Origin of the sequence: Winogradskyella algicola, assembly GCF_005869935.1 — a bacterium.
GTDB classification, from domain to species: domain Bacteria; phylum Bacteroidota; class Bacteroidia; order Flavobacteriales; family Flavobacteriaceae; genus Winogradskyella; species Winogradskyella algicola.
This window is the reverse complement of the sequence record NZ_SZQF01000008.1, coordinates 130,331-150,608: the sequence shown is the minus strand read 5'-3', so window position 1 is coordinate 150,608 and position 20,278 is coordinate 130,331. Positions and strand designations below refer to the sequence as shown.

At 33.7% G+C, this 20,278-nt stretch carries 17 protein-coding genes; 8 read left to right on the top strand and 9 right to left on the bottom strand.

The window, feature by feature from the left end:
• Positions 1–9 precede the first annotated feature (9 nt).
• The 9 genes from FC091_RS12835 to FC091_RS12795 form a co-directional block, all read right to left on the bottom strand.
• Positions 10–720 (bottom strand): sulfotransferase domain-containing protein, encoded by a 711-nt coding sequence (locus tag FC091_RS12835; protein ID WP_138434665.1) that lies wholly within the window; start codon positions 718–720, stop codon positions 10–12.
• 7 nt (positions 721–727) lie between these two features.
• On the bottom strand, positions 728–1,411 hold the full coding sequence (locus FC091_RS12830; protein ID WP_138434664.1) for a sulfotransferase family 2 domain-containing protein: 684 nt from the start codon (positions 1,409–1,411) through the stop codon (positions 728–730).
• 6 nt (positions 1,412–1,417) lie between these two features.
• Positions 1,418–2,698 carry an ABC transporter ATP-binding protein gene (locus tag FC091_RS12825; RefSeq protein WP_138434663.1) on the bottom strand — a complete coding sequence of 427 codons (1,281 nt, stop codon included), beginning with the start codon at positions 2,696–2,698 and terminating at the stop codon, positions 1,418–1,420.
• 3 nt (positions 2,699–2,701) lie between these two features.
• A complete protein-coding gene (locus FC091_RS12820; protein WP_246035912.1) occupies positions 2,702–3,565 on the bottom strand; it encodes an ABC transporter permease in 864 nt (287 codons plus the stop codon).
• A gap of 81 nt (positions 3,566–3,646) precedes the next feature.
• Positions 3,647–4,624 (bottom strand): SDR family oxidoreductase, encoded by a 978-nt coding sequence (locus FC091_RS12815; protein ID WP_138434661.1) that lies wholly within the window; start codon positions 4,622–4,624, stop codon positions 3,647–3,649.
• Between the two features lie 20 nt (positions 4,625–4,644).
• Entirely contained in the window at positions 4,645–5,940 is a 1,296-nt protein-coding gene (locus FC091_RS12810; RefSeq protein WP_138434660.1) for a nucleotide sugar dehydrogenase, read from the bottom strand.
• Positions 5,937–6,527, bottom strand: coding sequence for a sugar transferase (locus FC091_RS12805; protein WP_262708977.1), 591 nt, complete (start codon positions 6,525–6,527; stop codon positions 5,937–5,939). Before FC091_RS12805 ends, FC091_RS12810 begins: the two co-directional genes overlap by 4 nt.
• A gap of 19 nt (positions 6,528–6,546) precedes the next feature.
• Positions 6,547–9,024, bottom strand: coding sequence for a polysaccharide biosynthesis tyrosine autokinase (locus FC091_RS12800; protein WP_138434659.1), 2,478 nt, complete (start codon positions 9,022–9,024; stop codon positions 6,547–6,549).
• A gap of 3 nt (positions 9,025–9,027) precedes the next feature.
• On the bottom strand, positions 9,028–9,828 hold the full coding sequence (locus FC091_RS12795; RefSeq protein WP_138434658.1) for a polysaccharide biosynthesis/export family protein: 801 nt from the start codon (positions 9,826–9,828) through the stop codon (positions 9,028–9,030).
• 107 nt (positions 9,829–9,935) lie between these two features.
• Here FC091_RS12795 and FC091_RS12790 point away from each other — a divergent pair, with 107 nt between their 5' ends.
• The 8 genes from FC091_RS12790 to FC091_RS12755 all read left to right on the top strand — a co-directional run bounded on the left by FC091_RS12790 (position 9,936) and on the right by FC091_RS12755 (position 20,207).
• Positions 9,936–11,798, top strand: a complete 1,863-nt coding sequence (locus FC091_RS12790) for an ABC-F family ATP-binding cassette domain-containing protein (protein WP_138434657.1) — start codon at positions 9,936–9,938, stop codon at positions 11,796–11,798.
• A 47-nt stretch (positions 11,799–11,845) separates the two neighbouring features.
• Positions 11,846–12,616, top strand: coding sequence for an O-methyltransferase (locus FC091_RS12785; RefSeq protein ID WP_138434656.1), 771 nt, complete (start codon positions 11,846–11,848; stop codon positions 12,614–12,616).
• An 88-nt stretch (positions 12,617–12,704) separates the two neighbouring features.
• Positions 12,705–13,391, top strand: coding sequence for an ABC transporter ATP-binding protein (locus FC091_RS12780; protein WP_138434655.1), 687 nt, complete (start codon positions 12,705–12,707; stop codon positions 13,389–13,391).
• A 149-nt stretch (positions 13,392–13,540) separates the two neighbouring features.
• Positions 13,541–14,116, top strand: a complete 576-nt coding sequence (locus FC091_RS12775) for a cob(I)yrinic acid a,c-diamide adenosyltransferase (protein WP_138434654.1) — start codon at positions 13,541–13,543, stop codon at positions 14,114–14,116.
• 160 nt (positions 14,117–14,276) lie between these two features.
• Positions 14,277–14,498 (top strand): DUF2795 domain-containing protein, encoded by a 222-nt coding sequence (locus FC091_RS12770; RefSeq protein ID WP_006989959.1) that lies wholly within the window; start codon positions 14,277–14,279, stop codon positions 14,496–14,498.
• A 180-nt stretch (positions 14,499–14,678) separates the two neighbouring features.
• Entirely contained in the window at positions 14,679–18,038 is a 3,360-nt protein-coding gene (gene secA / locus FC091_RS12765) for a preprotein translocase subunit SecA (RefSeq protein WP_138434653.1), read from the top strand.
• Between the two features lie 852 nt (positions 18,039–18,890).
• Complete coding sequence (locus FC091_RS12760) at positions 18,891–19,433, top strand: hypothetical protein (RefSeq protein WP_138434652.1); 543 nt, start codon at positions 18,891–18,893, stop codon at positions 19,431–19,433.
• Between the two features lie 234 nt (positions 19,434–19,667).
• Positions 19,668–20,207, top strand: a complete 540-nt coding sequence (locus FC091_RS12755; protein WP_138434651.1) for a hypothetical protein — start codon at positions 19,668–19,670, stop codon at positions 20,205–20,207.
• Positions 20,208–20,278: the final 71 nt, after the last annotated feature.

Below are 20,278 nucleotides of genomic sequence, written 5' to 3'. Positions count from 1 at the left end.
TTTCAAATATTAAACCGTAATGTTTTCAATGCCCTTATAAGCTCTTGAGTTTTGATCATTTATATGTTTAGTCCATTCATCCTTTACTCCCTTATTTGGTAATAATCCTAATGGTTTTTTTATAACATCTATCTTATTGGTTTTAAGGATAAGCTGTTCACTAAAAAACTTATTATGAATTTTCTGGTAAATACTGTATGGATCGTCAACTAAATCCTCGTATTTAATCATTAATAAATTTTCATCACTTTCAGCTAGTTTTTTCCAACTACTTACATGTTTTGCCCAATGTTGAAAAATGGTATACTCTGACTCAGATTTTCTAGCTGGTGTACCGCTCCAATCTATTTTTTTATTTAAAAAATCGTTGAATGTTATTCCAGCCTCTTCTTTAGAAATAAAGTTTGGTGTTTTCCAAATAGAATATGCTACAGCTCTACCATCTCTGTAAATGTATATTTTTGGTGTACTATTTTGATTTTCGAACCCCAAATAATGGTTACCAAATAGCTTTCCGTATGGGTTACCATCTGCTTTAATTCTTCTATCAGACCAATGTCCCCAAGTCACCTTATCAATGGATAAATCTTTAGTTTTATAAAAATTCTTAGCTAAAAACGCCTCTAAAAAATGTGTGCCAGACCTTGGGTGAGAATAGACTTTTACTAACGGTTTTTCTTTATAGAAAAGGCGCTTTACTTTTTTAGATATAGAACTCATAATCGTATTAGTATCCCATTAGTTTAATTTCGCGTGCCCAAATAGTAGCTATTAAATCTTTTTCTTCCTGTGAAAGAACCTCATCATAAGGTCGTTTATCTTTTCTAAATTGCGATTTAAGTTTTGTTTTAGGTAATTCTATTTTTTGTTGAAGATTTATTTTTTTTGCTATTACATCTAATGCTGTCGGAATATTTTCATATTTAAAAACGTCATCAACAGCTACAACATTGTTTACCGTATATTGGTCATAACCCTTTATGACCTTTAATCCTCCTTGTTCAATAAAATTTTTAAGCGATGTCCATTTTTCATATCCACCTTCGTGAAAAAATAAGGATAACGCTTTTTCATAAGGATTTCTTTCAAAACAAAATTTATAATAATCCTTAAAAACTTTATCTCCTATTACAGTCATAAGTTCTTCACATGATATATGATTATAAAGCTCCCTTCGTTTACCTTTAAAAATAAAATCTATAACATCATCCTTAGAATATTTTTTTAAAGGCACTTTATAATTTCTCGGTCCTAAATATCCTAAAGCTTGTCTTACCTTTTCATCGTTTTTTGATATTGGCGTAATAATATCTTCCTCAGTACATAAAGATGAAAGTGCAATTTCTATTGAAGTGCTTGCAGTCTTCTGTGTCTTAAAAAAAATAAATTTGTATTTATGGCAAACTAACATTAAATATTATTTAAGGACTTTAAATTTATGTTCTACAAGTACGCCTTCTTTAGAAAACTGTTCTCTACCAGAATTAAAAAAATCGCCACCAATTAAGTTAAAATCTACTGTGTTCTCAAGATCGTCTTCTAATCCATTTTCTGAAAAACATGTAAGTTGTATGGTATAATTTCCATTTGGTAGCGGTAGTTTTTCTATCGTATATTCAACAATACCTTTATCTGTTTTTTCTAAATTTAAAGTAACTGTATCAATAAAATAATTATTCAGCAAAAAACGAATTTGTCCTTTACTATCTATGAACCGTGCCCTTATTTTAGCGTCAATAATAGTTTTTTTAGTGGAAAATTCAATTCTAAAACGATACAACTCACCAGAAAGTAAATTAAGGTGCTTTTCATTTGCTTCATTAAGTATAGAGATCCCTTTAAATAGAAAATCACCTATACCCTTTCTGTCTTTTCGTTCTAAAAGATTATCTATGATTTCTCTGTTACCATCAGATAAATAAAAACTTACAGCATCTTGAGTACTACCATTGTATGCTACTTTTCCATGCTCTAGTACAATAGCTCTTGTACATAAACTCTTAACTGCTGCCATATTATGACTCACAAAAAGAACTGTTCGACCATCACCTCTAGATATATCTTGCATTTTACCGACGGCTTTTTTTTGAAACTCAGCATCACCGACAGCTAAAACCTCATCTACTACTAAAATATCTGGCTCCAAAAACGCTGCTACTGCAAATGCCAAACGTACACGCATACCAGAACTGTATCTTTTCACTGGTGTATCTATGTAACGTTGGCATCCAGAAAATTCTACAATCTCCTGTTCTTTAGCTTTTATTTCGGTTTTGGTCATTCCTAAAATAGCACCATTGAGATAAATATTCTCTTTTCCTGTAAGCTCTGGATGGAAGCCTGTACCTACTTCTAACAAAGAAGCAATACGCCCTTTGGTTTTTATTTGACCGGTCGTTGGACTAGTAACTCTAGAGAGTATTTTGAGCAATGTAGATTTACCTGCGCCGTTTTTTCCTATGATACCAAGAACCTCTCCTCGCTTAACTTCAAAATTAATATCCTTAATTGCCCAAACATAATCACTCTCAGCAGTTTTACTCCTATCATTAGTATCCCCAACTTTTAAATAAGGGTCATCTTTTCCTCGTATCTTATATAACCATCGCTTTAGATCATGGCTTAGTGTACCAGTACCTACAAGACCTAGTCGATATTGTTTACTTATATGCTCTACTTTAAGAATTACATCAGACATCTTCTACACAGTATCTATAAAGGTTTTTTCTGTACGATTAAAAATAACCAATCCTAATAAAAATATAAACAAGCTTATACAAAATGTATATAAAAACCTGGCAAGATTAAATTCGCCAATATCAAGCAGCATATATCTAAATCCTTCCATAATTTGAGTTAAAGGATTATACTCTACGATTCTAGCTACCAACGGTGGAAATTTAGCTTTTGCCTCGGACATAGGATAGGGCACTGCAGATACATACATAAGCAATTGTACTGCAAAAGTCAGTAACACCGTTAAGTCTCGATATTTTGTAGTGAGCGACGAAAAAATCATACCCAAACCTAGCCCTAGCATTGCCATAATGACAATATAAATAGGAAACAAAATTATATTAGAATTAATGCTTAACTCAAAACCTATTACTGAGTAATACACAAAAAAACCAATAAAAATCAGAAACTGAATACCAAATTTTAAAAGGTTAGAAATAGTAATAGACATTGGTAATATTACTCTTGGAAAATAAACCTTACCAAATATATTCTGGTTTTTTGTAAAGGTACTCGACGTGTTATTAAGACAATCTCTAAAATAGTTCCATGCTGTAATTCCTGCTAGATTGAATAAAAACGGTGGCACACTTCCTGTTTGTATTTGACCTAAATTATTAAATATTAAAGTGAAAATTATGGAAGTAAATAAAGGCTGGATGAGGTACCAAAGAGGCCCTAAAATGGTTTGCTTGTAAAGCGTGACAATATCACGTTTTACAAACAAAAACAGTAAGTCTCTATAACGCCAAATTTCTTTAAAATTAAAGTCGATGAGTTTTCTCTTTGCAGAGATGGTATATAGCCATTCATCTTCCTTATTGCTCAACAATTTAGCGTGTTTTTATTAGTCTTACTAATATACTATTTATTTAGAATTTCTATAATAAAGATAGAAGTATTTCCCATGCTAATTAAAGTAATCCCAAGTAATTTTTAAGCCTTCTCTAACCGTATATTGAGGCTTGTAGTCCAACAGTTTTTCTGCCTTAGAAATATCTGCCAAAGAATCTCTTACATCTCCTTGTCTAGGTGGTCCATAGACTGCTTCTAAGTCAGAACCTGCTGCAACTTTTAGTGAATCCCAAAGGTAATTTACTGTAATACGCTCGCCACAAGCAACATTAAAAACTTCGTTTGCTGCTTCTTTAGGAGCAAAGAATCCTTTGATATTGGCTTGAACAGCGTTATCTACAAATGTAAAATCTCTAGTTTGCTCTCCATCACCATTAATTTTAGATGGCTTATTATCCTTAAGTGCTTGCATAAATAATGGGATAACTGCGGCATAGGCTCCATTTGGGCTTTGTTTAGGACCAAAAACATTAAAATATCTTAAACCAATAACGTCAGTACCATATGTTTTTCCAAAAACGTCAGCATAAAGCTCATTAACATATTTTGTTACTGCATAAGGAGATAAAGGTTTTCCTATAGTATCTTCAACTTTTGGTAAGGCTTTACTATCACCGTAGGTAGAACTTGATGCAGCATACATCATTCGCTTTACGGTCTTACTTTCTTTTAAAGCTATGAGCATATTTAAAAATCCTGAAATATTTACCTCATTTGAGGTTGCAGGATCATTAATAGAACGTGGTACAGATCCTAAGGCTGCCTGATGCGTAACATAATCAATACCTTTCATGGCTTTCTTACAAGTATCCAAATCTCTGATATCGCCTTCTAGTAATTCAAAAGAAGGGTTATCCATAAATTCGGTTAAGTTTTCGCGATAACCGTTAGAAAAGTTATCCAGTACTCGAACTTTTTTTGCATCATATTTTAATAAATATTGTACAATATTAGAGCCTATAAAGCCAGCACCACCTGTAACTAAAAAACTTAATGATGATAAATCTTGATTGTGATATTGATTTGAGTACATTATAAGATTAGTATTTAATATTACAGACGAGCATCTACTGTATCGACTGGCAATAGAGACTTGACATCAAAAACGACACATTTATCTGACTTAAGATTATCAATAGACAATTCTAAAAATTCATTGTGAGATACTGCCAAAATAATAGCATCGTAATTAGATTGTAAATTGTCGATAGAGGATTTCAAGTCTAAATCGTATTCATGCTTTACTTCTTCTGCTGAAGCCCAAGGATCATAAACGTCTACGTTAACATGATAGGATTGTAATTCTTCAATAATATCAATAACCCTAGAGTTTCTAATATCTGGACAGTTTTCTTTAAAGGTTATACCCAAAACTAATGCATTAGAGCCTTTTATAGTTGCGCCTTTATTAATCATCATCTTAACAGTTTCTGTAGCCACATAGCTCCCCATACTATCGTTCATTTTACGACCTGCTAAAATAATTTCTGGATTATAACCAGATTCTATTGCTTTTTGAGCTAAATAATAAGGATCTACTCCAATACAGTGCCCACCTACTAAACCTGGGGAAAACTTTAAGAAATTCCACTTAGTACCTGCTGCTTCTAAAACAGCTTTGGTATCGATATCCAATAATCTAAAGATTTTAGATAGCTCGTTTACAAAAGCAATATTAATATCGCGTTGGGAATTCTCTATCACTTTTGCTGCTTCTGCTACTTTTATTGAAGGAGCTAAATGTGTGCCTGCAGTAATCACCTTCTTGTAAAGTTGATCTATTTTTTCTGCAATTTCTGGTGTTGAGCCAGACGTAACTTTTAAAATCTTAGTAACTGTATGGTTTTTGTCTCCTGGGTTGATACGCTCAGGCGAATAACCAGCATAAAAATCTTTATTGAATATAAGGCCTGACATTTTTTCTAGAACCGGAATACAGATATCTTCTGTAGCACCAGGGTAAACGGTGGATTCATAAATTACAATATCTTCCTTTTTAAGAACCTTACCCACAGTCTCACTGGCTTTAATAAGCGGTGTGAAAACCGGTCTTTTAAGTTCGTCTGTAGGTGTAGGTACAGTTACTATATATATATTTGCTACTGAAAGTGCTTCAATATTATCAGTTATATATAATCCATTATTGGCATTTAAATCGGTTGTTAAAACTGATTTAAGGTTATCGTTGTCAACTTCTAGTGTTTTGTCTACACCAGAATTTAACTCATTGATTCGCTGATTATTAATATCAAAACCAATAACAAAAAATTGCTTTGCAAACTCTACAGCAAGTGGTAAACCAACATAACCTAATCCAATAATTGCAATTTTATCTTCAGAATGTATCATCTGTTAAAAATGGATTTTAAAATGAGTTTCAAATCTAAATAAAAACTGTAATTTTTAACGTAGTTTTTATTGATTTTCACTTTATCTACCCAAATAATCGTTCTATTGTAGTGTTCGGGATCTTTTTGACGTTCTAATACCTTTTCTTCATCTTTATATTTTAGAGTTGCCTCACCAGTTACGCCTGGTTTAACTAGCAAAATAATTCGGTCATCGCCTACTAATTCATCAGCAAAACCCTGAATATCAGGGCGAGGACCAACAAAACTCATATCACCCCTAAGCACATTAAATAATTGAGGAAGTTCGTCTAATTTGGTTTTTCTTAGGAATTTACCAAATGATGTTGCGCTTTTGTCTAAATGACCCAGTCGATGTGTACCTTCTTTAAGGGTTCTTATCTTATAGATTTTAAAAGGTTTACCATGCTGCCCTACTCGTTTCTGAACAAAAACACCGTATTTTTTTGTATCTATTGTGGCAATAACTATTAAAACAATAATTGGAACCATTAAAAATGGCAACAAAAACAAAACTAAGAGAACGTCAAATAATCGTTTTGTTCTAAGTTGTTTTTTAGTAATCAAAATCTAAATCCTAAAAAATTTATAATCGTCTGAAGAAATTTTTAGCCTTCTTTAAAAAAGATTGATTATCACTTTCATGATATGCATTGCCATAAACCCCATAACCATAGCCGTAACCATAGCCATAACCATAACCATAATTATGGTTACTCTTGTGCTTATAGAAATTTAGAACAAAACTTATATTTTTCAACTCTCCTGTTCTGTATTTTGCATTTACCAACTGTAACATGCCTTTTTTGGTATAATCTAACCTAACCATAAATATTGTGGCATCGGCATATTGGGTTAACTCCAAAGCATCTGTTACTAAACCCAATGGTGGTGTGTCTAAAACAATAATATCATATTGATCCTTTAAAGATGAAATCAACTGCTTTAGTCTATCACTCATTAATAATTCTGAAGGGTTAGGAGGAATTGGCCCAGAAGTAATGAGATCTAAATTATCAATATGAGTATTTGTTATAATTTCAGCTAAATCACTATCGTCAATTAAATAATTTACTATTCCTTTTTCATTTGTAATATTAAAATCATCGAAGATTTTAGGTTTACGCAAGTCTAACCCTAGTAAGATTGTTTTTTTCCCTGAAAGTGCATAAACAGTCGCTATATTTATAGAAGTGAATGTTTTTCCTTCACCACTTACAGAAGAAGTAACCATTAAAGTGCTAGCTTTTGTTTTTGAAGGATTGTTTTTAAAAATAAATTGCAAACTAGACCTAATAGCTCTAAAAGACTCTGCCACAGCGGATTTTGGTTTTTCAAAAGCAACAAGGTTGTTTTTGTAGCGATATTTACCCACAACACCTAAGATTGGTATTTTGGACATCTTTTCGATTTCATCAGAACCATGTATAGTACTATCCAAAAGATAAATTATGAATATTAAAAACATAGGTGTAAAGAAACCTATCATTAATGCAAGCATGTAATTCAGGGATTTCTTAGGACCAATTGGCGGATTACCTATGTCTTTTGCCTCGTCAATAACTGTTATATCAGAAACATTTGCTGCCTTAACAATTGCCGCTTCACTTCTTTTTGCCTGGTAGATATCATATGCTTCTCTACTCAAGTCCAGCTTTCGCTGAATCTTTAAGTACTCTTGTTGATCTTCTGGTAAATCAATAAGTTTTCCCTCTAAACCTGCAATTTTTCTCGCCAATGTATTAAGTTGTACGCTAATGGTATTTCTTGTAGAATTAATGGCTTCAAGTAAAACATTTTTCTCTGTATCTATTTTCCGATCCAAATCGTCAAATAAAATCGATCCTTCTTTGGTACTATATTCTAGGTTCTTTCTTTCTACAGATAAGCCAATTATACGACTAACACTAGATAGAATATTAGATTCTGTTATACCGGCAGATGATGGAGCAGCTATCTGTGTATAATCCTTTTTATTTCTCAAATAGTTTTCTAATGAATTTAAATAATTGAGTTTTGATTCTTCTTGAAGTTCTTGCTGTTCATATGTCCTCAATTGATCAGATGTTTGAAGAATATCCCCTTCAACATTGAAGACCTTGTTTTTCTTTCTGAAATCATTCATTTCGTCAGTAACAAGCTTTAAATCTGCATTAACATCGCCTAAACTACTATCAATAAATTTTATGGTATTAGTGGCATAAAGGTTCTTTCGAGCTAGCTCTGTCTTGCTAAGTATAGCAGATGTTGCGTTTAAAAAATCAACAATTTTAGATTTGTTTTTTCCTTTAAGAGAAAGTCTCAAAACTGAAGATGCATCGCCCGATGCAGCAGCTATGTTAATAGTGTTTTTATAGCTATCAACTACCGAGTCAAAATTTAAATATCTTACGAAATAGTCTATCTCTCCATTTAGTTTTTTATCTGATTTTAACTTCACAATACCATTAAAAAACGGAAGTGAAATTGTATCATTATACTTAAATGTATTTTTAAAAAAATTAGATTTTAAACGTATTGACTCTTTTTCCTTTGAATCAAAATTCTGGGTTATCCCTTTTCCATTTTCAACCTCACATGATAATTCAAAAGACCTGCCATCAATATTTTTTATTTTAATAGGAACATTAATAATCTGTGGTTGAGATTTATTAGTAATAACCTCAAACGGAGATTCTTTATAAATATCTATCAAATGATACTTGCCCTGCTTCAAATATTCCTTGTAGTACTCTAAAGAATCTACCACAAGTTCGTTATGAGTTCTCGTTTTTACTTCTGTAATTACACTACTTACTTTACCAGAAACCCCTCCCCAATTAAATGATATACTAGTATTTGCTGTGAAAAAAGGATTTTGGTCATTCTCAACTGTTATTAAGGAATCTAGCCTATAAATGTTCTGTTTTCTAACATTAATAAAGTAAGCAATTATCAATGCTATGCCTATACAAAACAAAACTAACTTCCATAAATTGAGAGCCTTAAACAAAAACCCTTTAAAATCAAAGCCTACACGTTGAGATTCCAACGATTCAATATCTTCAAAATCTTTATAGTCCATCTATTAAAGTCTTGTAAAAATTAACACACCAGAAGTAATCAATGATACTACGGTGGCTATTGTGGCTAAACTTGATACAGCTGTTTCTCCCGTACCAGTCGATTTTTGTTTCAATGGTTTTACGTAAATCATATCATTGGGCTGTATATAATAGTATGGTGATTTCATAACATTGATATCTGTTAAATCTAAATGATGTATTTTTTGCCCTTGCGGATATTGCCTAATAATCATCACTTCTTTTCTATTACCAGTTATAGGAATTTCACCAGCATTAGCAATAGCTTCAAAAATATTAACACGCTCTTTAAAAAGAGTAACTGTCCCTGGGCTATTTATTTCACCTGTTGCAGTATATCGCAACCCAGCCAATTTAACTGTAACAAAAACATTAGCAGTTTCTTTAAATTGTTCATCTAGCAACTTTTGCTCAATCATTTTTTCAATTTCATCTGCAGTGTAACCAAGTACATTTAAAGTACCTAGATTAGGAATTCTAATATTACCATGTATATCTACAGTAAAGCCATCAAAATAGGCGCGCTCAGCACTATCTGCATTTAAATTAGCCTCACCAATAGGGTTAAAAATCTGAGTATTGTTTTGGTCTAAAACTTTAATCCTAATATTTAAAATATCATCAATCTGAATTCGATAAGGCTTCTGTACTTCGGATAAATCATAAGGTATTGTATCATTAATAGCTCCCTCTTTATTTTGTAAATAAACGATGTCTTTATGTGGAATACATGACGAGATAAAAATGCTGCTAAGAACAATAATCAAGAGCTTGATGCTTCTCATAAGTATTATAGATGTTTACTGACAAATATAATGTATCACCACCAATAACAAAACTATTAGGTTTCTTTTTGGTTTATTTCCGTTCTTTGCATAAAATATAACAAAGTTTGAATTACCTCAACGTAGAAAATATATCAAAATCTTACGGAGAATTAGTCCTCTTTCAAGATTTATCATTTAGCATACATAAAGACCAAAAGATTGCTTTTGTTGCTAAAAACGGAAGTGGAAAAACCTCAATTCTCAATATCCTCTCTGGAAAAGACACACCAGATGAAGGGCAAGTTGTTGTTAGAAAAGAACTGCGTTTGGCATTCTTGGATCAAGAACCAGATTTAGATCCTAAACTCACTATTGAAGAAACCATTTTTGCATCCGACATTCCTGTTTTAAAAGTCATTGAAGCCTACGAAAAAGCACTTAAACATCCAGAAGACACAGAAGCCTATCAGCTCGCTTTTGAGGCTATGGATAGAAATAATGCTTGGGAATTTGAAACACAATACCAACAAATCCTATCGCAATTAAAGCTAGACGATTTGTCAATAAAAGTAAATACACTTTCAGGTGGTCAAAAAAAGCGTTTGGCATTGGCACAGGCACTATTAAGCAAACCAGACATCTTAATTTTAGATGAGCCTACGAATCATCTCGATTTAGAAATGATAGAATGGCTTGAAGATTACTTTGCCAAAACCCAACAAACGCTTTTTATGGTTACGCACGACCGTTACTTTTTAGAGCGTGTATGTAATGAAATAATTGAATTAGACCAAGGACAACTTTACACTTATAAGGGTAACTACTCGTATTATCTTGAAAAGAAGGAAGCTCGAATTGAAAATGAAGCTATTGAAACCGGTAAAGCCAAACAACTATACAAAAAGGAACTCGACTGGATGCGTCGCCAACCCAAAGCACGTACGACAAAATCTAAAAGTAGAATTGATGACTTTTTTGAAATAAAAAAGAAAGCGCATCAACGTAGAAAGGACCATCAAGTGCAGCTAGAAATTAATATGGAACGTCTTGGTAGCAAAATCATTGAGTTTCATAATGTATCTAAAGCGTTTAAAGACAAGAAAATTTTAGATGGATTTGATTACACGTTTAAAAAAGGCGAACGTATCGGTATTATTGGTAAAAACGGAACAGGAAAATCAACCTTTTTAAATTTATTAACCGGAAGTCTTAACGCCGATGGTGGAAAAATCGTTATTGGCGAAACTGTAAAAATCGGTTATTACACCCAAGGTGGTATCACAGTAAAGCCTGAACAAAAAGTAATTGATGTCATTAGACAATTTGGGGATTACATTCCACTAGCAAAAGGGAGGCAAATAAGTGCGCAACAACTTTTAGAACGCTTTCTTTTCGACAGAAAAAAACAATATGATTTTGTTGAAAAACTAAGTGGTGGCGAGCAAAAACGTCTGTACTTATGTACGGTTTTAATTCAGAATCCAAATGTTTTAATTTTAGATGAGCCAACCAATGATTTAGATATTGTAACACTAAATGTCCTCGAAGATTTCCTTATGGATTTCCCAGGTGTGCTTTTAGTTGTATCACACGACCGCTACTTTATGGATAAAATTGTAGACCATCTTTTTGTATTTAGAGGCGAAGGCGTTATTGAAGATTTTCCAGGAAATTATTCAGATTTTAGAGCTTACGACAGTAGCCAACCAAAACAAATAGAAAACACTGAAAAAACAGACAATACTGAAGCTGTTAAACAAAACGAAGCTGCAAAACTATCATACAACGAACAAAAGGAATACAAGAATTTAGAATCCAAAATTCGCTCATTGGAATTAGACAAAAAAGCTTTAGAGGCCAAGTTTAATAATCCTAATTTATCACAAGAAGATATCAACAAACTGTCCGAAGAACTACAAGTTATAATTGATAGTATTGAAGAAAAAGAACTACGTTGGTTTGAATTGGCAGAAAAACTAGAAGGTTAAAGTCTTTGCGAAGCAGACACATTTGTCTGCTATGGCAATCTCATATAATGTATCAAATAATAGCATATATAAAATTCCTGTTTAAAGCCACCAACCAACACGGTGTGCATTCGCCTTTTGTATATCAGTTTGTTACCAAATGTTTATACGACAATAAGACATACGATGCATATAAAAAGCTTCAGCATTATAGAAAAGCTCTCAAAACTTCAAACGTTATACTTCAAATAACGGATTTAGGTGAAGGCTCAAAAACCTTAGACAGTAGTTTCCGCAAGGTCAGCAAAATGGTCAATACGTCTAGTAGTTCAAAAAAAGAAGCAAAACTACTATTTAGAGTTGCTCAGTATTTCAAATTAAATTCTGTTTTAGAATTGGGTACAAGTCTAGGAATGGGTGCTTTTGCTTTTGCTTTTGCTAACAAAGATTCAAAAATCTTAACAATTGAAGGTTGCAAAAACACATCCGATTTTACCAAATCCCAATTTCAAAATCGATCTATAAACAATATTAGTTTTAAAGTTGGTGCGTTTACTTCTGAAATTAAAAAAATCGAAGAAACTGAATTCGATTGCATCTATTTTGACGGCCATCATAACAAAGAAGCAACTATTCAATATTTTGAAGCGCTTTTACCTAAAGCACATAACGATTCGGTATTTATTTTTGACGACATCTATTGGTCTAAAGGAATGACAGAAGCTTGGGAATATATTAAGTCTCACAATGCTGTTATTGTCACTGTAGATTGTTTCTATTTAGGCTTCGTATTTTTTAGAAAAGAACAAGCGAAAGAACATTTTAGAATAAGATTGTAACAAGCCGACAACTTTAACGTCTTATTGACAAACTGATTTTTAAATTCTTTATCTTGCAGAGGATTTAAGCAACCAACAGAGTTTTTATATGAGCGACAACGTCATTGAGATAAGAGGCATAATAAGAGATTTTAAATTAGGACAAGAAACTGTTCATGTTCTAAAAGGCATAGATCTAGATATAAAACGAGGCGAATATGTTGCCATTATGGGACCTTCTGGTTCTGGTAAATCTACACTAATGAATCTACTCGGTTGCTTGGACACACCCACTGCTGGCTCTTACAATCTTAATGGCAAAGACGTTAGCCAAATGACAGATGATGAACTCGCAGATATTAGAAATACTGAAATAGGTTTTGTTTTTCAAACCTTTAATCTATTGCCAAGAACCACAGCTTTAGAAAACGTTGCTTTACCAATGGTTTATGCAGGTGCTTCTAAAAAAGAACGTGTGGATAGAGCCTCTGAAGTATTGACTGATGTTGGTTTGGCTGATCGTATGGATCATAAACCAAATCAGCTTTCGGGAGGACAAAGACAACGCGTTGCTGTAGGTCGTGCCCTTGTAAACAAACCTTCCATCATCTTAGCCGATGAGCCTACAGGTAATTTAGACTCAAAAACTTCTTTAGAAATCATGGAATTATTTGATCAAATCCATGCTTCTGGCAATACTGTAATTATGGTGACTCACGAAGAAGATATCGCAGCCCACGCCAAACGTGTTATTCGTTTACGTGATGGCATGATTGAAAGTGACACTTATAATTAGTGAGTAGTGAGTAGTGAGTAGTGAAACTAAAAAATCGAATAAATCCATAAACATCTCAACACCTAACCAATAAACAACTAGTTAAATAAACGGTTAATCAATTCCGCTAACTTTTTACTTTACAACTTTTAACTCGTAAATTTGTCTTTATGAAAGTATACACAAAAACAGGTGACAAAGGAACAACTGCTCTATTTGGAGGTACACGTGTTCCTAAACATCATATTCGCATAGAAAGTTACGGCACTATTGATGAGCTTAACTCACACATAGGCCTTATAAGAGATCAAGACATTGACCAGTTGTACAAAAACACTTTAATGCATATTCAAGATCGGTTATTTACTATTGGTGCTATTTTAGCAACCGATCCCGAAAAAGCCACTTTAAAAAATGGTGAGCAACGCTTAAAAATTCCAAAAATATCCAACGAAGATATAGAGCGTTTAGAAAAGGAAATGGATACTATGGAAGCGAGTCTGCCACCAATGACGCATTTTGTGTTACCTGGTGGCCATCAAACCGTGTCATTCTGTCATATAGCACGTACAGTGTGCCGCAGAGCAGAACGCTTAGCTTCGCATCTTAATGACTTAGAGCCTTTTCAACCAGAAACTTTAATGTACATCAACCGTCTTTCTGACTACCTTTTTGTGTTGGCACGGAAGTTGTCACATGATTTAAAAGCTGAAGAAATTAAGTGGATTCCTCAAAAAGAATCGTAATCTTATAACATTCAGTTATTCAACCTTAATAATACTATATTTAGGTTTAATGAAGTTAAAGATTACACGTTCTTTTTATTAATGAATAAATAATTTATTTTTTTCTTGAATAATTCAGCTAAAAAATTATTTTTGCAAAAAATTAAAACACACAACGCAAATGTATTGGACATTAGAATTAGCATCGTATTTAAGTGATGCACCTTGGCCAGCAACAAAAGATGAGCTTATAGACTATGCGATTAGAACCGGAGCACCTCTAGAAGTTGTAGAAAATTTACAATCAATTGAAGACGAAGGAGATTCCTACGATTCTATTGAAGAAATTTGGCCAGACTATCCAACAGATGAAGATTACCTCTGGAACGAGGATGAATATTAACATATAATATTATTATAAAAAAAGTCTCTTGCGTTAACTTAACTGAGAGACTTTTTTTATTTTCGAAAGTTCGAAAATTTACATCAAAATTATCGTTTCTATAATTTAGGGACTTTGTTGGTGTATATTCAAAATTAAGCAATTAAAACAGCTTGTTAAAAAGCTGAAAAAACACATAAAATGGGCATATTAGATAAAGTACTAAAGGTATTTGTAGGAGATAAATCTAAACAAGACGTTAGTGCCATTAAACCAATCGTAGACAAAATAAAAACCTTTGAGCAAGCACTTGAAGCCTTATCACACGATGAATTAAGAGCTAAAACTACGGAGTTCAAACAAAAAATAGCAGATGCACGTAAACCTCTTCTAGAAAGACAAAACGAGCTTTTAGCAAAAGCTGAAGACACAGAAGATATCGACGAGCGCGAAGATATCTACCAAGAAGCTGATAAAATAGAAGACGAAATTTATGAAGTAACAGAAGGTGTACTCAACGATATTTTACCAGAAGCCTTTGCTGTAGTTAAAGAAACTGCTAAGCGTTTTGTACATAATACTGAGATTTCAGTAACTGCTAATGCGTTCGACAGAGAAGTGTCTGGCGCAAAAGACTACGTTACTCTAGATGGTGACCAAGCCATTTGGGCCAACTCTTGGGATGCAGCTGGCAAACCCATTACTTGGGATATGATTCACTATGACGTACAGCTCATTGGTGGTATTGCAATGCACCAAGGAAAAATTGCTGAAATGCAAACAGGTGAAGGTAAAACCTTAGTAGCCACATTACCTGTTTATCTTAATGCACTTGCTGGAAAAGGTGTACACCTTGTAACGGTAAACGATTACTTGGCAAAACGTGATAGCGCTTGGATGGCACCAATTTTTGAGTTTCATGGTATGAGTGTAGATTGTATAGATTATCACACACCAAACTCAGACGCACGTCGCAAAGCCTATAACGCAGACATCACTTACGGTACTAACAACGAATTTGGTTTCGATTACCTGCGTGATAATATGGCGCATTCGCCTGAAGATTTAGTACAACGTCCACACCACTACGCTATCGTCGATGAGGTAGACTCTGTATTGATTGATGATGCGCGTACACCATTGATTATATCTGGTCCAATCCCAAAAGGAGACGAACACGAATTTGATGTACTTAAACCAAAAGTAAGTCAAATCGTTGATGTACAACGTAAGTATTTAGTAGGTGTATTGGCCGAAGCTAAAAAACTAATTGCATCAGGAGATACCAAAGAAGGTGGTTTCCAGTTATTACGTGTTTACAGAGGTATTCCTAAGAATAAAGCCTTAATCAAGTTTCTGAGTGAAGAAGGTGTGAAACAATTACTTCAAAAAACCGAAAACTTCTACATGCAAGATAACAATAGAGAGATGCCAAAAGTTGATGCAGAACTCTACTATGTTATAGATGAAAAGAACAATCAGGTTGAATTAACCGATAAAGGTGTTGACTATCTTTCTGGCAAGGACGATCCTAATTTCTTCGTAATGCCAGAAATGGGAACTGAAATTGCAAAGATTGAAAACAAAGGGCTTTCATCAGAAGAAGAAGCAGTTCTTAAGGAAGAATTATTTAGAGACTTCGGTATTAAATCGGAACGTATCCATACCCTTAGCCAATTACTAAAAGCCTATGCGCTTTTCGAAAAAGATGTACAGTATGTGGTAATGGATAATAAGGTAATGATAGTAGATGAACAGACTGGACGTATTATGGATGGTCGTCGTTACTCAGACGGACTTCACCAGGCTATTGAAGCCAAAGAAAACGTAAAGATTGAAGCCGCCACACAAACGTTTGCAACGGTTACACTTCAAAATTACTTTAGAATGTACCGCAAACTCTCTGGTATGACAGGTACTGCGGTTACTGAAGCTGGTGAGTTCTGGGAAATCTACAAGTTAGATGTGGTTGAAATCCCTACCAACAGACCAATTGCTAGAGACGATAGAGAGGATTTAGTTTATAAAACAAAGCGTGAAAAATATAATGCTGTAATCGATGAAGTTGTAGAATTATCCAACGCAGGAAGACCAGTACTAATTGGTACAACCAACGTTGAGATTTCTGAGCTTTTAGGAAAAATGCTGAGCATTCGTAAGATTCCACATAATGTACTTAACGCGAAGCAGCATAAACGTGAGGCAGAGATTGTTGCCGAAGCTGGTAATGCTGGTCAGGTAACGATTGCTACTAACATGGCTGGCCGTGGTACAGATATTAAGTTGAGTGACGAAGTTAAAGACGCTGGTGGTCTAGCCATTGTTGGCACAGAGCGTCACGATTCGCGTCGTGTAGACAGACAGTTGCGTGGTAGAGCTGGTCGTCAAGGAGATCCAGGAAGTTCGCAATTCTATGTATCTCTAGAAGATAACTTAATGCGTTTATTCGGTTCTGAGCGTATCGCTAAGATGATGGATAGAATGGGACTTAAAGAAGGTGAAGTTATTCAGCATTCTATGATTTCTAAGTCTATTGAGCGTGCTCAGAAAAAAGTTGAAGAAAACAACTTTGGTGTTCGTAAGCGTTTATTAGAGTATGATGATGTTATGAACGCGCAACGTGAAGTGGTTTACAAACGTCGTCGTCATGCTTTACATGGAGAACGTCTTCGTGTAGATTTAGCAAACATGATTTTTGATACTTCAGAAGGTATTGCAATAAGTAACAAAGCTGCTAACGATTTCAAAAACTTTGAGTTCGAATTAATCCGTTACTTCTCAATGGCATCACCAATTTCTGAAGCAGATTTTGCTAAAATGGGTGAGCAAGAAATAGCTGGAGTTATCTATAAAGAAGCCTTTAAGCACTATCGCGAAAAAATGCAACGTGCGGCTGACTTAGCCTATCCTGTAATTGAAAATGTGTATAACACGCAACGCGACAGATTTAAGCGTATCGTTGTGCCATTTACAGATGGTGTTAAGAATTTACAGGTTGTAACAGACTTAGAAAAAGCTTACGAAACAAAAGGTAAGCAATTGATTAATGATTTTGAAAAGAACATTACACTTGCCATTGTAGATGACGCTTGGAAAACACATTTACGTAAAATGGATGAGTTAAAGCAGTCTGTACAGTTAGCGGTACACGAGCAAAAAGATCCGTTATTGATTTATAAGTTTGAAGCTTTTGAGTTATTTAAAGCGATGATAGATCAGGTGAATAAAGATGTAATTTCGTTCTTATTTAAAGGTGAAATTCCTCAAGAAACTGCAAACACCATCCAAGAAGCTAAAAAGCGTAAGCAAGAAAAGCTTGAAACGCAGAAAGAGGAAATCCCTAATATGGACGAGCGTGCTGCACAAAGCAGAGCTGCAGGACAAGGAGCATCTCGCCAACAGCAACAAGTGGTAGAAACTATTGTTAGAGAGCAACCAAAAATTGGTCGTAATGACAAAGTAACCATCAAGCATGTAATGAGTGGCGAAAGTAAAGTCGTAAAATACAAGCAAGCCATTCCATTAATAGATAAAGGAGAATGGGTTTTGGTGAATGACTAAACCTAACGTCACTTCGAGTGAAATTCTAAAAGAATTTTGTATCGAGAAGCTTAGTAACTAAAATAGTTCTCGATACATTTCTCGTAAACTCGAAACACTCGAACTGACAAAAAATAAAATATTGTCATCCTGAATTTATTTCAGGATCTAAAATCCTGATGGTTTACATCAGGATTTTTTTGTCTAAGGTCTTTTGCCGTAAATAATAGTTTAATTTGTAACTTAATCAATATGTAAGTCCATAATGATAAACTTTTTTCTAAAATTGAAACACTGGCAGTTATTCCTATTAATGCTTGGGCTACCTCTCATATTTCAGTTTTCAATCTTTTAAGAATTGTTTTCATTAAAAAAATCTCAAGACACATCACATTTATTTTACTTTTTTAATTTATACTATTTCTTTCCCATCATCATGATTGTTTTTGCTATTCTTTTCTTTTCTTGGTTTTGGTCTATGGGTATAGGTTTACAAAAATTCATACCACACAATTTAAAAATGAAGGTTCAACAGTTTAAAGTTTCATTTCTCATCTCTTTTGCTTATTCTATATTGTTCTTGGCATCATTTGCTAAAGACCATTTTTTTTCAGATGGTATTTGGGTTAAAGATTTTGAAAAATTTCAGCCATTCTTTATTCCTTTACATTTATTTTCAATGTGCTGCATAATCTACTGCATGTATTTCATTGCCAAAACAATAAAAACTGTCGAACTAGACAAAGAAGTGTCGTTCAGCGATTTCTCAAACGAGTTTTTTTTATTGCTATTTTATTTTGTAGGTATTTGGTATATACAACCAAAAATTAATCAATTTCTAAAAGAAAAAACACTTAAAAATCAACTAGCTAAATGAAGAATACCATAGCTTTATTTATTTGTTTAGCTTTATTTTTCAATTGTAAGGATTCTAAAAAAGGTACTGCTGATATTGCTTATAAAAACAACAACATTTTTTGCACAGACAACAACTGCCAAGGCACCTACCTAGGCAAAGAATTTATAAATGGCAGTGATGTAGCACATCAATTCTCTAATACCATGTCTGCCAAAGTTGGAGACCAACTAAAAGCATTATACAAAGATGGTAAGTATAGTAAAGTGGACTTTTCAAAAATAGAAATGACCACGGAAGGTATGGGTTCTGGTACAGTAACCTATTATTTAAAAATTCCGTTTGTGAATGTTGCCAAAAAATGTGATGCTTACACCTCTTTTGACCATGTTGGCGGTTGGAACCACGCTCCTGCCCTTTCGCAAAGAAAGGAACAACTCAAAGGTGCATTGATGAAAGGTCATCAACTCAATATTAGCGACCTAAAAACCACAAAAGAAGGCTTACAAGAGTATTGGATACAATGGAAAAATAAAATTACTCAGGCTGAATGTGAGTGATGTATTTAATAGTTCTCGATAGTTCTGCTGAGCTTGTCGAAGTGCTAATTTTATTCATGTCAGTCATAAAATTCACTCGACTGACGTGTGAGTTTTAGTATAGTCCGTGGTGGCACTTCGAGTGATCACGCAGGAGCGTGATTGTATCTAGAAGCCATTAATTGAAACTTCGAGAATACCTTTTCAACTTTTTATCCTATATTTACACTATAACCTACTTATAATTAATTTATTATGAACCCAAATCTATTACGCATACTAGCGTTAATGCTAAGTATAGCTTTAGTATCATGTTCTTCGGACGATACGAGTTCAGTTCCAGATGAAACAAATAATGAGTTTATTTTTAATGGAACGACATACAATTTAGTTTCGGCAATCATTGTTGATGAAAATACTGCAAATAATGATCCAAGCGAAATCAGTATTAGCCTTTTTAATAAAACCAGTGCTGAGATTACAGGCAATAATGATTTGAGTGATATTAGTTATGTGTACTTTGATTTTGAAGATACTACTATTCAGAATACCACATACAGTCAGATAGAAGACTATGACATCTCAATTGACGGAACCATTACAAATAGTGAATTTACACCTGGTACTGTTCTACTTGATAATAACGATCCGCAATCAGATGTGTATGCTCAATCCGCATTAGTTACTGTTACCAATTTTACGGAATTCAATATTGCTTTTACATTCACTTTTACCAGAAACGATGGACAAGTAATCTCTGGCAGCTACGATGGTAATTACTTTATGCCTAATTAACAATCCAAACAATTAAATGATAAATCCTGATGTCTGACATCAGGATTTATTGTTTTAAGGCAAATAAAATA